We start from the raw sequence: 14,905 nt of genomic DNA on the forward strand, positions 1-14,905 counted from the left end.
GGTTACTGCTCGGCTGTGGCGGCTGCAGGCCGCGCGTCGGCCTGCCGCGTCGGATTCACGGCAAGACCGGTTGCGGGATCGACCGCGACCTCGACGGTCTTGACCGGCGCGCCGGGGCGAGCCTTCTGCGTTCCCTCGACGACCAGGCGGTCGCCCGCCTTGGCGCCGGAGCGCACCAGCCAGTTGCTGCCGACATCCTCTCCGAGTTCCAGCGTCCGCTGCTCGACCTTGCCGTCCTTGTCGACGAACATCGCCACCGCCTGCCCCAGCGGATTACGCGAGACCGCCCGCTGCGGCACCAGGATCGCGGCCGTGTCCACGCCGGCGACGACGCGGGCGCGCACATACATGCCCGGCAGCAGCGCCCGCTCGGGATTGGCGAAGACCGCGCGCGACGAGACCGAGCCGGTGCTCTCGTTGACACTGGCATCGGTGAAGCCGTACTTGCCCTTGTGGCCGTAAGCCCTGCCGCTCTCCATCAAGAGCTCGACCTGCACGCCTTCGGCAGGACGCTTAAGCCGGCCACTGGCGATCTGGTTGCGCAGGCGTTCCATCTCGGAGGTCGACTGATCGAGGTCGACATAGACAGGGTCGAGCTGCTGGATCGTCGTCATCGCGGTCGCCTGGCTGGCGGTGACCAGCGCACCGGGCGTGATGCTCGACTTGCCGATCCGGCCCGAGATCGAGGCCGTGACCTTGGTGCGATCCAGCGAGATCGCAGCCGTGTCGCGGTTGGCCTCCGCCGCCTTCACGTCGGCCTCGCCCTGCTTGTAGGCGGCGACCGCATCGTCGACATCCTGCTGGCTCGCCGCATTGGTTTGCAGAAGCTGGGTCTTGCGCGCGGCCTTGAGCTTGACGCTGACGAGCGTTGCCTCCGACCTCTGCACCGCGGCCTCGGCGCTGGCCAAGCCCGCCTTGTACTGCACCGGATCGATCTCATAGAGCAGGTCGCCTTCCCTGACCTCGGCGCCTTCCACGAAGTCGCGCTTGAGCAGAATGCCCGTGACCTGCGGCCGGACCTCGGAAACCTGGTAGGCGACGACGCGGCCCGGCAGCACCGTCGAGATCTTCGCTTCCTGCGGTTTCAGGGTCATGATGCCGACCTCTGGCACCATCTGCTGCAATGCCGCTTGCGGGTTCTGCTCCCCGCAAGCGGCAAGCAGCAGGGCAATCAAGGGAACAGCGCGGACGATCGGGGAACGCATGAGACGATCCATGGGTAAGTTGCGGCCCCTGAAGGGCATCGCGCGGAAACATTTGGAAACTATTCAGTTTCCATTGGGAAACTTGGTAGTTTCCTTCCCTGAAGTCAAGTGCTAGGCTGCCTGCACAACGGCGTTCAAGCAGTCGTGAAGCAGCTCAAATTCAAGCGGGTACGTCCATGGCGAAAGAAGCCAGCAGTCAGAGGCGCATTGCTCCGCCGTCGGAGCGGACCAAGCCGACCGTGGGCCCCGCCCCCGACGCTCGCATGAGGCAATTGCTGGCGGCGGCGAAGGACACCTTCACCAGCAAAGGGTTTGCCGCGACGACGATGGACGACATCGCCGGTGCCGCCGGGATGTCGAAGAAGACGCTCTACAAATTGTTCGAGAGCAAGACCGAGCTGTTCCGCGCCATGCTGCTGCGCAGCTTGCTGGAAGCCGATTACGCAGACACCCCTTCGGAAGGATCACCAGTGATCCGGCTTCGAAACATGCTGCGCGAGGCGGCCAACGTCGCGCTGTCGCCTGGCGAGATCGCCCTGCAGCGTTTGATCATCGGTGAACGTCAGGCGTCCCCGGAGCTGGGGCGTATGTTCGCCGAGGTCATCATGGAAAGCGGCACGGAGCATATCGTCGAGCTACTGAAGGCAGTTCGCCTGGAGCCCCGTTTTCAGGGCGTGCCGCTCCGCCTCATTGCCGAAATGCTGTTCGGCATGGTGTTCAGCCACGATCATTTCAGGCTGCTGACAGACACCGCATTCAAGTTCAATCGCCGCGCCCTGGACCGGCGGATCGATCTTGCCATTGCAACCTTCTGTGCGGCCGACGAATAAGCGTGAGCCGCCTCGCTCGGCTTGGAAGAAGGTCAGCAGCCGAGCCTATCGGCGATCCCGCCAAAGTCCTTGGCGACGATGTCCCACTTGCCGGTGGCTTCGAAATCGACCTTCTGGAGCGGACCGTACTCCGTCGGCCGTGCGACGAACGCGGTCTTCAGGCCGTTCTTCTGCGCCGCCGCGAGATCGCCGTTGTGGGCGGCGACCATCATCACCTCCTCCGGCTTGAGGCAGAGCAGCCTTGCTGCGCCCAGATAGGTTTCCGGATCGGGCTTGTAGTGCTCGAACAGCTCGGCCGACATGACGAGATCCCACGGCAGGCCGGCAAACTTCGCCATGTTGGTGAGCAGCGCGACATTGCCGTTCGATAGCGGCGAGATCACGAATTTCGACTTCAGCCGGGTGAGGCCCGCGACGCTGTCTGGCCAGGGATTGAGGCGATGCCAGCCCTTGGTGAGATAATCGAGATCGGCGTCAGTGAGGCCCTTGATCGCGAACTGCGCGACCAGCTTCTCTAGCGAGCGGCGGTGCAGATCATCCAGCATGACATAGCCGCGCTCGGGATGTTTGCGCACATCGTCCATCGAGGCCATGTACATGCCGCGCCAGCCGTCGACGAGCGCCGTCCAGTCGGCACTGATGCCGCGCTGCCTGCTCCACCACATGAAGTCGGTGATGAGGCTGGTGCGCCAGTCCACAACCGTGCCGAAGACGTCGAAGACAAGGGCTTTGACGGCGGAGAGTTCGGACATGGCGCTTCCCGTGATTGTTCTTGTTGTCATTCCGGGATGCGCCGTTAGGCGCAGGCCCGGAATCCATACTCCCGATCGTGGTTATGGATTCCGGGCTCGACGCTTTGCGTCGCCCCGGAATGACGGGCAGTTGTTATGCCCTACTTAGTCCAGATGGAACTTCGCAAGCTCGCGATGCTCGGCCTTGATGTAGCGCACGGTGCCGGTGACCGAACGCATCACCACCGTCTCGGTCTCGATCACGCCGTCCTTGCGAAATTTGACGCCCGAGAGCAGCGAGCCCGTGGTGACGCCGGTGGCGGCGAACAGGCAGTCGCCGCGCGCCATGTCCTCGATGCCGTAGATCATCTTGGGATCGTTGACGCCCATCTTGGCGGCGCGTTCACGCTTCTCGTCGGAATCGAGGATGAGACGGCACTGCATCTGGCCGCCGATGCAGCGCAGCGCCACGGCCGCGAGCACGCCTTCCGGCGCGCCGCCGGTGCCGAGATACATGTCGACGCCGGTGTTATCGGGGTCGGCGCAATGGATCACGCCGGCCACGTCGCCGTCGGTGATCAGGCGCACGGCGGCGCCGGTCGAGCGCACGCTCTCGATGATGCTGGCATGGCGCGGACGATCGAGCACCAGAACCGTGATGCCGTCGGGCTGGACACCCTTGGCCTTGGCGAGACGGCGGACGTTGTCGGCCGGCGTTGCATCGAGATCGACGACGCCCTTGTTGTAGCCCGGCCCGATCGCGAGCTTCTGCATGTAGACGTCGGGGGCGTGCAGCAGCGTACCGCCGTCGGCCATCGCCATGGTGGCAATCGAGCCCGGCATGTTCTTGGCGCACAGCGTGGTGCCTTCGAGCGGATCGACCGCGATGTCGACCTGCGGGCCGGCGTTCAGGCCGACCTTCTCGCCGATGAAGAGCATCGGCGCCTCGTCGCGCTCGCCCTCGCCGATCACGATGGTGCCCTCGATCGGGAGCTTGTTGAGCTCGCGGCGCATCGCATCCACCGCAGCCTGGTCGGCCGCTTTCTCGTTGCCGTGCCCGCGCAGCCGCGCCGACGACACCGCCGCCCGCTCCGTCACCCGCACGATCTCCAGCGTGAGGATGCGCTCGAGCAACGCGTGCGGGGGGACTGAAATATGGGTCGACATCGGCTCACTCCTTCGAAACGGTTTTGGACAGAAGTCTCTGCCCGCATCAACTCTCAACGCCCACGGTTCGTTCGTTCAAACCGCCTCATTGTTTCAGCATGACCTTTCCGGAAAACCGCTTCGCACTATGTGCTGGCGCGGTCCTTCGGATCCGGGACATGCTCAGTTCTTCTCGATCCGGATCACCTGCGGCCGTCCGCTGATCACCTTGTCCTTCTGCACGGCGGCGAGCGCGCGGCGCACCGCGTCCTCATGCGTCGCGTAGGTGATCAGGATGACGGGCACAGGAACCGCCTTGCCGTCGGCTGGCGCAGCGCCGCCATTGGGATGACGCTGCACGATCGACTCGATCGAAATCTTCTGCTCTGCCAGCCGCGTCGCGATCGCAGCCGCGGTGCCGGGGAAATCGCGCGCCAGAAGGCGGATGTAATAGCCGCCCTCGTGCCGCTCCATCGGCGCCTTCTTGGTGTCGCGCAAATGAGAAATGGGCCGGCCGAACGGATTGGCGCGGATTCCGCGCGCGACATCGGCGATATCGGCGACGACGGCGGATGCCGTCGCGGCACCGCCGGCGCCGGGGCCGACCAGCGTGATCGGCGGAATGCCCTCGCCGTCGATTGTGACCGCATTGGTGACGCCCATCACCTGCGCGATCGAGGAGGATTTCGGAACCATGGTCGGATGCACGCGCTGCTCGATGCCCTTGGCGGTGCGCACCGCAACGCCGAGCAGCTTGACGCGGTAGCCGAGATCGGCCGCCGCGCGCAGATCTTCCGGCGCGATGGAGGAGATGCCTTCGACATACACCGCGCTTTGAGCAACTTTCGTGCCGAAAGCGAGGCTGGCGAGAATGGCGAGTTTTTGCGCGGTGTCATGGCCGTCGACGTCGAAGGACGGGTTGGCCTCGGCATAACCGAGCCGCTGCGCATCCGCGAGGCATTCGGCGAAGGACAGGCCTTCCTGCTCCATCCGGGTCAGGATGTAATTGCAGGTGCCGTTGAGGATGCCATAGACGCGGTTGATGCCGGTTCCGGCAAGACCCTCGCGCAACGTCTTGATGACGGGGATCGCGGCGCCGACGGCTGCCTCGTAATTCAGCGCACCGCTGTGCTTTTCAGCGGCCTTTGCCAGTTTCAAACCGTGCTTCGCGAGCAGCGCCTTGTTTGCCGTGACCACTGACTTGCCGGCGCTGAGCGCGGCCTCGACCGCCGACAGCGCGGGATCGCCGGCGCCGCCCATCAGCTCGACGAAGCAATCGATGCCGGGATGCGTGGCCAGCGCCAACGGATCCTTGACCCATTCGACGCCGCGCAGGTCGATGCCGCGCTTCTTCGCCTTCGAGCGCGCGGTGACGGCGACGACGCGGATACCGCGGCCGCTGCGGCCTGCGAGCACGCGGGCCTGCGTTTCAATCAAACGGACAACTTCGGCGCCCACGGTGCCGAGCCCCGCTATGCCCACTTTCAGGGGTGCAACCATGATGACTTAGAAAACCTGCCGAAGAGAACTTAACGCCGATTGGCGAGCGGAACGACGTTGTGCAACGTTTCGATGCCGCTTTCAAGGAAGCGTCGCACGCCGCGCGCGGCCTGCCTGATCCGTTGCTCGTTTTCCACCATGGCGATGCGGACATATCCTTCACCATGCTCGCCGAAGCCGACGCCGGGCGAGACCGCAACGCCGGATTTCTCCACCATCAGGGTCGCGAATTGCATGCTGCCGACGCTGCGGAAGGCTTCGGGCAGCGGCACCCAGGCGAACATCGAGGCCTCCGGCGGCGGGATCTCCCAGCCGGCGCGGCCGAACGATTCCACCAGCGCATCGCGGCGCTTGCGGTAGGTGTCGCGCATCTCCTTGATGCAATCGTCGGGACCGTTCAGTGCGGCGGTCGCCGCGACCTGCACCGGCGTGAAGGCGCCGTAATCGAGATAGGATTTGACGCGGGCGAGCGCTGCGATCACGCGCTCGTTGCCGACCGCAAAGCCCATGCGCCAGCCGGCCATCGAATAGGTCTTCGACATCGAGGTGAACTCGACGGAGACGTCCATCGCGCCGGGCACCTGGAGCACCGAGGGCGGCGGATTGTTCTCGTCGAAATAGACCTCGGCATAAGCGAGATCGGACAGGATCAGGATCTCGTGCTTCTTCGCGAACGCGACGAGGTCCTTGTAGAAATCCAGGCTCGCGACATAGGCGGTCGGGTTCGAGGGATAGCAGACGACGAGCGCCAGCGGCTTGGGGATCGAATGCACGATCGCCCGCTCCACCGCCTCGAAGAACTGCGGCGTCGGCTCCGACGGCACCGAGCGGATCACGCCGCCCGCCATCAAAAAGCCGAAGGCGTGAATCGGGTAGCTCGGGTTCGGACAGAGGATGACGTCGCCGGGCGCGGTGATCGCCTGCGCCACGTTGGCAAAGCCTTCCTTCGAGCCCAGCGTCGCGACGATCTGGGTGTCGGGGTTGAGCTTCACGCCGAAGCGGCGGGCGTAGTAGCCGGCCTGGGCCCGGCGCAGTCCGGGGATGCCGCGGGACGCCGAGTAGCGATCGGTGCGCGGCTTGCCCAGCGTCTCCTTCAGCTTCTCAAGCACATGCGCCGGGGCCGGCAGATCCGGGTTGCCCATGCCGAGGTCGATGATATCGGCGCCGGCATTCCGCGCGGCCGCCTTGGCCCGATTGACCTGCTCGAACACGTAAGGCGGAAGGCGGCGGATGCGGTAAAATTCTTCCATGGCTCTCTGGGCTCCGGGGCAACCGGTCAGGACAGAATCGACAGGCCAGGACGGCGCTTCGGAAAGGCGTCCATTTTCGCCGTGAAAATTACTCAAAATCAAATGCTTAGAGCAATCATCGACGACGAAGACTGAAGTCGTTCGCCCTGACTCTCGGCTGAACGTGGTCTTTTAGCACGGCAAGGCGGGGGCGCCAGCGATTACCTTGGAGCGGCTCATTTCGCATCCTTGCCGGCGACGGCCTGGCGATCGCGCGCGGCGGCGAGCTCAGCCTCGATCTTGGCGCGCTGCTCCGGCGGGATGACCGCTTGATCACGATCCGGCGGCAGGTCGTGCACCGGCAGGTAGGTGCCGGGCTCCCTGGGATGCGCCTGCGCGTCCGCGGGGGTCATATCCGCGAGCTGGCTCGAGCAGCCGCCAACGGCGAGCGCCGCGATCAGCAGCGCGCCGCGGATCGGCAGCGTCTTTTGCAGGTCCCACAACGCCAACACTTGGGAAATCCCCTACTCGTCCCAAAGCACGGCCCCGGGCAACCTTACCCAAGACCGCGCCCAAGCTCAAACCATTGCTGCCCAAATGGTGCGAGCGAGAAAACAGCCATTGCCCACCAAGCCGAGCGGTGCGGCCCGAATGTGACGGAACCAAGAAGATTTGTCGCAGTGCAACACATCTTCGAGAGTGTTTAACGTCAAACATGCGAGCTTCGCGGTGACGAATACGGAATGAACCGTTACTGTTCTGCTCATGAGCATGGCCACGACCGATACGCCCAAACCCGAGACGAAGTTCGATGCGGAAGCCTTCGCGATGAATGTCGCGCGGGCGATGGAGAGCGGCGGCAAGGCGCTGGCCGCCTACCTCAAGCCGCGCGAGAGCGGCGAGGTGCAGGATCGCCCGCCGGCCGAGCTCGCCGAGGTCGTCAAGACCTTCACCTCGGTCGCCGAATACTGGCTGTCGGATACGTCCCGCTCCTCCGATCTGCAGACCAAGCTCGCCAAGGACTATCTCGACCTCTGGGGCTCGGCGGTGCGCCGCATGGCCGGCCAGGACGCAGCGCCCGCGATCGCGCCCTCGCCGCGCGACAAGCGCTTTGCCGACCCGGAATGGAAGTCGAACCAGTTCTTCGATTTCGTCATGCAGCTCTATCTGCTCACGACCAGATGGGCGCAGGAGCTGGTGCGCGACGCCGAAGGGCTCGATCCGCAGACCCGCCGCAAGGCGGAGTTCTACGTCCAGCAGGTCATCAACGCGATCTCGCCGTCCAACTTCGTGCTGACCAATCCGGAGGTGCTGCGCGAAACGGTGGCCAGCAGCGGCGAGAACCTCGCCCGCGGCCTGAAGATGCTGGCCGAGGATATCGCAGCCGGAAAGGGCATGCTGAAGATCCGCCAGTCCAACCCGGACAACCTCGTCGTCGGCGTCAACATGGCGACGACGCCGGGCAAGGTGATTTACCAGAACGAGATGATGCAGCTGATCCAGTATTCGCCGACCACGGAGACGGTGCTGCGCACTCCGCTCCTGATCGTGCCGCCCTGGATCAACAAGTTCTACATCCTCGATCTCAAGCCGGAGAAATCCTACATCAAGTGGTGCGTCGACCAGGGCATCACCGTGTTCGTGATCTCATGGGTCAATCCCGACAAGCGGCTCGGCAACAAGAGCTGGGAAGACTACATGAAGGAAGGCCCGCTCACGGCGATGGACGTGATCGAGAGGGTCACCGGCGAGATGAAGGTGCACACCGCCGGCTATTGCGTCGGCGGCACCATGCTCGCGACCACGCTGGCCTGGCTCGCCGAGAAGCGCCGCCAACGCGTGTCGTCGGCGACGTTCTTCGCCGCACAGGTCGACTTCACCCATGCGGGTGACCTCCTGGTGTTCGTCGACGAGGAGCAGATCGCGGCGCTCGAGCAGGACATGAAGGCGGCCGGCGTGCTCGAAGGCTCGAAGATGGCGATGGCCTTCAACATGCTGCGCTCCAACGATCTGATCTGGTCCTACGTCGTCAGCAACTACCTGAAGGGGCAGCAGCCGAGCGCGTTCGACCTCTTGCACTGGAATTCGGACGCGACGCGCATGACCGCGTCGAACCATTCCTATTATTTGCGCAATTGCTATCTGGAGAACCGGCTCTCCACCGGCACGATGGTGCTCGACAACACGCTGCTCGATCTCTCCAAGGTCAAGGTGCCCGTCTACAACCTCGCCACCCGCGAGGACCACATCGCGCCCGCTGAATCGGTGCTGTACGGCTCGCAGTTCTTCGGCGGTCCGGTGAAATACGTGCTGTCCGGCTCGGGCCACATCGCCGGCGTCGTCAATCCGCCCGCCTCGAACAAGTACCAGTACTGGACCAACGACAACATCAAGGACGTCAACGTCGCCCAATGGATGAAGGACGCGGTCGAGCACAAGGGCTCGTGGTGGCCGGATTGGCGTCAATGGCTGGGCGAGCTCGATCCGGAGCAAGTCCCGGCGCGCAGCGTCGGCAGCGACGCCCTGCCGGCGATCGAGGACGCGCCCGGCAGCTATGTCAGGGTTCGCGCATAGCGGAATCTTCCGCGCTTTTGTATAGACTCGCGCTCAACGCAGCGACGACAGAGGGGACCCGACCATGACGCGCGAATTGTTCTGGCTGACACTGACGGTGATCCTGACCGGGATCCTCTGGATCCCCTACACCATCAACCGCTGCCAGGTCCGCGGCCTCAGCGGCGCCATGGCCAACCCCTCGCGCGGCGACAAGCCGCAGGCGGAATGGGCGAACCGCCTGATGTTCGCGCATGACAACGCGGTCGAGAACCTCGTGCTCTTTGCGCCGCTGGTACTGATCCTCAACGCGATCGACTATTCCACAAAATGGACCGTGCTCGCCTGCGCCGTCTATTTCTGGTCGCGCGTCGCACATCTCATCGTCTACGCGATCGGCATCCCGGTGTTCCGCACCCTGGCCTTCACCGTCGGCTTCCTCGCCCAGGCCGTGCTGGCGCTGGCGATCTTCAAGGTGGTTTGATTTCGTGTCCCGGACGCGCGAAGCGCGAGCCGGGACCCAGAACGCCGCAAACGAAACAGAAAACATGGGCCCCGGCTCTGCAGCGCACCGCTGAAGGAGCGCTGCGCTGCGTCCGGGGCGCGAGACTGCCCTACTCCTCCGGCAATCCCAGCATCAGCCGCATGTTCTGCACGGCGGCGCCCGAGGCGCCCTTGCCGAGATTGTCGAGCCGGGCGACCAGCACCGCCTGGTGATATTTGTCGCTGGCGAAGACGTAGAGCTCGAGCATGTTGGTCTCGTTGAGCGCCTCCGGCTCGATCCGGCCGCCTTTGGCCGCCTCGTTCTGCAGCGGCATCACCTTGACGTAATTCGAGCCGACGTACCGCTTGGCGAGCGCAGCCTGCAGATCGGTACCGCCGGGCTTGCCGGGCAGCGTGTCGAGCTGCAGCGGCACCGAGACCAGCATGCCCTGCCGATAGTTGCCCACCGACGGAATGAAGATCGGCCGCCGCGTCAGGTTCGAATAGAGCTGCATTTCCGGCAGATGCTTGTGCTCGAAGCCGAGGCCGTAGAGCTCGAAGGACGGCGCGCTGCCGTCCTCGAAGCTCGCGATCATCGACTTGCCGCCGCCGGAATAGCCGCTCACCGCGTTGACGGCGACGGGATAATCGGGCGGCAACAGGCCGGCATCGACGATCGGCCGCAGCAGCGCAATCGCGCCGGTCGGATAGCAGCCGGGATTGGAGACCTTCTTCGCCGCCTTGATCTTGCCGGCCTGGTCAGCCGTCAGTTCCGGAAAGCCGTAGGCCCAATCGGGCGCGACCCGGTAGGCGGTCGAGGCGTCCAGCACCTTCGGGCCCGAAGCGCCCATGCTGTCGACCAGCGCAACCGTTTCCTTGGCGGCATCGTCGGGCAGGCAGAGGATGACGAGATCCACCTCCTCCATCAGCGCCTTCTTGGCCGCGGGGTCCTTGCGCTTGTCGTCGGCGATCGTCCTCACGACGACGTCGTTCTGGAGTTTCAGCCGCTCGTTGATGCCGAGCCCGGTGGTGCCGGAGCCGCCGTCGACGAAGACGGTCGCGGGTTTGGTGGCAGCGCCCTTCGGGGCCTGTTTGATGTCAGCGAGGCTCATGGTGCGCTCCCTTCGAGCATGTTCGTGTCGTCTGCAAAAACCTGCGGCCTGGCCTGCCGCATCAAAAGTGAGATCTGCTTGGCGTCGGCATCGCCGGCGCCGAGCGCATTGGCGATCGCCGTGTAGTCGGCGTCGGACTTGTGCTGGTTGAGCTTGAAGCTGCCTTCGACCTCCTCAACCGTCATCACCAGACCCACGATCGCCTTCTTCATCGCCTCGAGCCGTCCGGCCGTCATCTTGTCCGATGTCCACGGCTTCTTCGGCCGCAGCCAGTTCTCGAACTTGTCGCTGAGCGTGTCGATCTGCACCGCCAACTCGTCGTCAGACAACATCCGCACCGGCCCGCTCAGATGCACCGACTGGTAGAGCCAGGTCGGCACCTGGTCCGGCGAGACGTACCAATCCGGCGATACATAGGCATCGGGGCCATTGATCGCGAGCAGCCAGGACGCTGCGCCATCCGCAAGCTTTAGCAGCGGATTGTGACGGGCGACATGAAAGGCCGCCTGCGGCGTGCCATCGGCCGCATAGGTCAGATAGAACGGCAGCGGGGAAGCGACCGGCTTGTGACCGTCAAAGGCGCACATGGTGCCGAAGCCGCGCTCTTCGGCGAACTTCAGGCTTGCGGCGCGGTCCTGCTTGAAAAAGGGTGGCGTGTACATCGTGGTCTCCTGCTGGGCCTCCTTGGGGGGCCGCCGGATCAGATCGCGCTGACAGGAGAGAGAATGCCGCGGATCGGATCCAGCGGCAAAGACGATGATCTCAAACGCGATCGACCGCCCAAACCGCTAAAGAGCGGCGGCGGCGACGAGCGAACAGGATGGTCGCGGCGTTGATCATGGCGCGCGGCTATAAGGCCAGATCGGGTTTCCGTCAAGGTTTCGGCGTCAGATCACCCGCCAGATCCATTCCATGATCTTCGCGAGCACGTCGCCGAACATCAGGAGCACGGCGGACCAGATCAGGGCCGAGACGAAATTGGCGGCCTGGAAGCTCCAATAAGGCATCTCGAAGATGCCGGCCGCAAGCGGCACCGAGGCGCGCAAGGGCCCGAAGAAGCGGCCGATGAAGATGCTGGGGATGCCCCAGCTGCGCACGAAAGCCTCGCCCCTGGGCAGGAGCTCCGGATAGCGCGAGAGCGGCCACATCTGGGCGACCTTCTCCTTGTAGCGGTAGCCGAACCAGTACGAGACCCAGTCGCCGAGCGCCGCGCCGAGGCCGCCGGCGATCCAGATCGGGTAGAAGCTGATGCCGCTCGCCCCGATCAGCGCACCGATCGCGACCAGCGCGCCCCAGGCCGGGACCAGCAGCGAGATGAAGGCGAGCGATTCCCCGAAGGCGAGCAGGAACACGATCGGAGCCGCCCAGGCCTGGTGAACGCGCACGAAATCGGCCAGGGCGTGCGCAAATTGCTCCATCTAAAAAAAGCCTTCCCGCCCCGTCTCAAGGTGCTGCTCGATGAAAAAGACTGGTAAGCCAAGGGCTTGTGTGACATCAAGTCACAAAACTCGCTCGGCGCCGACGGTCCGGTCAAATTGCCGGGAATTGCAGGGCCTGCGGCGTAAAATCGCCGGGATTGACTCCCAACCAAACCGCCCCGGCCGCCCGCGGTAACCTTTCCAAGTCAGAAGTGGCATAGTCGGCCTAACCGATTCGCCGCTTATGCGGCCCTCAAAGCGTATCAAGATATATGTCCAAACAGTTGAAACCCAAAGCAAAAGACGATTTTTTCGGCGGCGATGAGCCAAAGCCTCGCACGCCTGCCAAGGCGGCTTCGCGCGGAACCGGCGGCGAAGCCGACTACACGGCAGCCGACATCGAGGTGCTCGAAGGCCTGGAACCGGTGCGGCGCCGACCCGGCATGTATATCGGCGGCACCGATGAGAAGGCGCTGCATCATCTGTTCGCCGAGGTCATCGACAACTCGATGGACGAGGCGCTGGCGGGACATGCGACCTTCATCGGCGTCGAACTCTCCGCGGACGGCTTCCTGACCGTCACCGACAACGGCCGCGGCATCCCGATCGACCCGCATCCAAAATTTCCGAAGAAATCGGCGCTCGAAGTCATCATGTGCACGCTGCATTCGGGCGGCAAGTTCGACAGCAAGGTCTACGAGACCTCCGGCGGCTTGCACGGCGTCGGCATCTCCGTGGTGAACGCCCTCTCCTCGCTGCTCGAGGTCGAGGTCGCGCGCAGCCAGAAGCTCTACCGCATGACCTTCGAGCGCGGACACCCCAAGGGCAAGCTCGAGGATCTCGGCAAGATCAACAACCGCCGCGGCACGCGCGTCCGCTTCAAGCCCGATACCGACATCTTCGGCGCCAAGGCTGCGTTCAAGCCGCAGCGCCTGTTCAAGATGACGCGCTCGAAGGCGTATCTGTTCGGCGGCGTCGAGATCCGCTGGAATTGCGCGCCCGAACTGCTCAAAGGCGTCGAGGACGTACCGGCCGAAGCGACATTCCACTTCCCCGGCGGCCTCAAGGATTATCTGGCGGCAGCAATTCACGCCGACACGCTGGTCCACCCGGATATCTTCTCCGGCAAGTCGGGCCGCAACGGCGCGCATGGCGCCTGCGAATGGGCGGTGGCCTGGACCGCGGATGCCGACGGCTTCCTCTCTTCCTACACCAACACCGTCCCGACACCCGATGGCGGCACGCACGAATCCGGCCTGCGCAGCGCGCTGCTGCGCGGCCTGAAGGATCACGCCGAGCGCGTCGGACAGGGCAAGCGCGCCTCGTCCATTACGTCGGAAGACGTGATGGTCGGTGCCGCCGTCATGCTTTCCGTGTTCGTGCGCGAGCCCGAATTCCAGGGCCAGACCAAGGATCGTCTCGCCACCGCGGAAGCGCAGCGCATCGTCGAACAGGCGATGAAGGATCCGTTCGATCACTGGCTGTCGGGCAATCCGAACATGGCCAACAGGCTGCTCGATTTCGTGATCGACCGCGCCGAGGAGCGGCTGCGCCGCCGCCAGGAAAAGGAGACGGCGCGCAAGACCGCCGGCAAGAAGCTGCGGCTGCCCGGCAAGCTCGCCGACTGCACCGATGCCGGCACCGAAGGCTCCGAGCTCTTCATCGTCGAAGGCGACTCGGCCGGCGGCAGCGCCAAGCAGGCGCGTGACCGCAAGACTCAGGCCGTGCTGCCGCTGCGCGGCAAGATCCTCAACGTCGCCTCCGCCGGCAAGGACAAGCTGACGGCCAATGCCCAGCTCTCCGACCTCGTGCAGGCGATCGGCTGCGGCCAGCTCCTGCAATACCGAGAAGAGGATCTGCGCTATCAGCGCATCATCATCATGACCGACGCCGACGTCGACGGCGCGCACATCGCTTCGCTGCTGATCACATTCTTCTACCGGCAGATGCCGCGGCTGATCGACGAGGGTCACCTCTTCCTGGCCGTGCCGCCGCTCTACAAGCTCACGCACGGCACCAAGTCGGTTTACGCGCGCGACGACAAGCACAAGGAAGAGTTGATCAAAAGCGCGTTCAACGCCAACGCCAAGGTCGAGGTGAACCGCTTCAAAGGCCTCGGCGAGATGATGCCGGCGCAGCTCAAGGAGACCACCATGGATCCGAGGAAGCGCACGCTGCTCAAGGTGGTGCTGCTCGCCGACGATCGCGACACCACGGCGGATTCGGTGGAACGGCTGATGGGCACCAAGGCCGAGGCGCGCTTCGCCTTCATCTCGGACAAGGCCGAGTTCGCCAGCGAGGAGCTGCTGGACGTTTGAGCCCTCGGCCCTGTAGCGCTCCGTCAAGAGCCCCGGCGAAAAGCCGGGGCTCTTTTGCTTTGCGGGGGCGATGACGTCGCTGCGGTCCGTATGGCCTTGAGCGATTCCCGGAATCGTCGTTGCGACTCGGCCAACGACTCACGGCGCTCAGGCGGAGGCACGACTGCCTCCATTTCGGACAAGGCCGGTTTGCTAACGAAACCTTACCCAAGGTTGAATTCCAAAAATCTCGGTAAGGCTTTGAATTTATGTAACTATTACAGATCTTGACAGCCGCGGCGGAAATACCCGCGTATCGGCGTTTTCCGGCAACTGTGCCTGCCCGGCAACAGCATTCCGGCAGGAAACGTCTATAGTCCGAGCATCAGATGACACGAACT

At 64.2% G+C, this 14,905-nt stretch carries 13 protein-coding genes; 4 read left to right on the forward strand and 9 right to left on the reverse strand.

Going from position 1 to position 14,905, the window contains the following annotated elements; translation table 11 throughout:
• Positions 1–2: 2 nt before the first annotated feature.
• Complete coding sequence (locus GDN70_RS21525) at positions 3–1,205, reverse strand: efflux RND transporter periplasmic adaptor subunit (RefSeq protein ID WP_049801653.1); 1,203 nt, start codon at positions 1,203–1,205, stop codon at positions 3–5.
• 176 nt (positions 1,206–1,381) lie between these two features.
• Between GDN70_RS21525 and GDN70_RS21530 the strand changes: the two genes are divergently transcribed.
• Positions 1,382–2,035 carry a TetR/AcrR family transcriptional regulator gene (locus GDN70_RS21530; protein ID WP_244625806.1) on the forward strand — a complete coding sequence of 218 codons (654 nt, stop codon included), beginning with the start codon at positions 1,382–1,384 and terminating at the stop codon, positions 2,033–2,035.
• A 32-nt stretch (positions 2,036–2,067) separates the two neighbouring features.
• On the opposite strand, the gene GDN70_RS21535 is transcribed toward GDN70_RS21530, so the two are convergent.
• From GDN70_RS21535 to GDN70_RS21555, 5 genes are all read right to left on the reverse strand, one after another.
• On the reverse strand, positions 2,068–2,787 hold the full coding sequence (locus GDN70_RS21535) for a haloacid dehalogenase type II (protein WP_028144800.1): 720 nt from the start codon (positions 2,785–2,787) through the stop codon (positions 2,068–2,070).
• A gap of 144 nt (positions 2,788–2,931) precedes the next feature.
• The gene (glpX, locus tag GDN70_RS21540) at positions 2,932–3,933 is read right to left on the reverse strand and encodes a class II fructose-bisphosphatase (RefSeq protein WP_018323059.1); all 1,002 of its coding nucleotides are present in this window, start codon (positions 3,931–3,933) and stop codon (positions 2,932–2,934) included.
• Between the two features lie 162 nt (positions 3,934–4,095).
• Positions 4,096–5,412, reverse strand: coding sequence for a homoserine dehydrogenase (locus GDN70_RS21545; protein WP_028144801.1), 1,317 nt, complete (start codon positions 5,410–5,412; stop codon positions 4,096–4,098).
• 29 nt (positions 5,413–5,441) lie between these two features.
• Positions 5,442–6,662: an LL-diaminopimelate aminotransferase gene (locus GDN70_RS21550; RefSeq protein WP_028144802.1), complete on the reverse strand. Its 1,221-nt coding sequence runs from the start codon at positions 6,660–6,662 to the stop codon at positions 5,442–5,444.
• A 215-nt stretch (positions 6,663–6,877) separates the two neighbouring features.
• Positions 6,878–7,153, reverse strand: a complete 276-nt coding sequence (locus GDN70_RS21555; protein WP_038946669.1) for a hypothetical protein — start codon at positions 7,151–7,153, stop codon at positions 6,878–6,880.
• A 253-nt stretch (positions 7,154–7,406) separates the two neighbouring features.
• On the opposite strand from GDN70_RS21555, the gene GDN70_RS21560 reads away from it, so the two are divergent.
• Positions 7,407–9,215, forward strand: a complete 1,809-nt coding sequence (locus GDN70_RS21560; RefSeq protein WP_038970212.1) for an alpha/beta hydrolase — start codon at positions 7,407–7,409, stop codon at positions 9,213–9,215.
• Positions 9,216–9,279: 64 nt separating this feature from the next.
• Positions 9,280–9,678 carry an MAPEG family protein gene (locus tag GDN70_RS21565; protein WP_028144805.1) on the forward strand — a complete coding sequence of 133 codons (399 nt, stop codon included), beginning with the start codon at positions 9,280–9,282 and terminating at the stop codon, positions 9,676–9,678.
• A gap of 130 nt (positions 9,679–9,808) precedes the next feature.
• Here GDN70_RS21565 and argC read toward each other — a convergent pair whose 3' ends face one another.
• The 3 genes from argC to GDN70_RS21580 all read right to left on the reverse strand — a co-directional run bounded on the left by argC (position 9,809) and on the right by GDN70_RS21580 (position 12,207).
• Positions 9,809–10,789 carry an N-acetyl-gamma-glutamyl-phosphate reductase gene (argC, locus tag GDN70_RS21570; protein ID WP_028144806.1) on the reverse strand — a complete coding sequence of 327 codons (981 nt, stop codon included), beginning with the start codon at positions 10,787–10,789 and terminating at the stop codon, positions 9,809–9,811.
• The gene (locus tag GDN70_RS21575; RefSeq protein ID WP_095424229.1) at positions 10,786–11,451 is read right to left on the reverse strand and encodes an FMN-binding negative transcriptional regulator; all 666 of its coding nucleotides are present in this window, start codon (positions 11,449–11,451) and stop codon (positions 10,786–10,788) included. The genes argC and GDN70_RS21575 overlap by 4 nt, the downstream gene beginning before the upstream one ends.
• A gap of 225 nt (positions 11,452–11,676) precedes the next feature.
• Entirely contained in the window at positions 11,677–12,207 is a 531-nt protein-coding gene (locus tag GDN70_RS21580) for a DedA family protein (protein ID WP_152103012.1), read from the reverse strand.
• 272 nt (positions 12,208–12,479) lie between these two features.
• On the opposite strand from GDN70_RS21580, the gene parE reads away from it, so the two are divergent.
• Entirely contained in the window at positions 12,480–14,525 is a 2,046-nt protein-coding gene (parE, locus tag GDN70_RS21585) for a DNA topoisomerase IV subunit B (protein ID WP_028144809.1), read from the forward strand.
• Positions 14,526–14,905 lie beyond the last annotated feature (380 nt).

The sequence above is a fragment of the Bradyrhizobium sp. TM102 genome, assembly GCF_009176685.1.
Lineage (GTDB): Bacteria > Pseudomonadota > Alphaproteobacteria > Rhizobiales > Xanthobacteraceae > Bradyrhizobium > Bradyrhizobium ottawaense.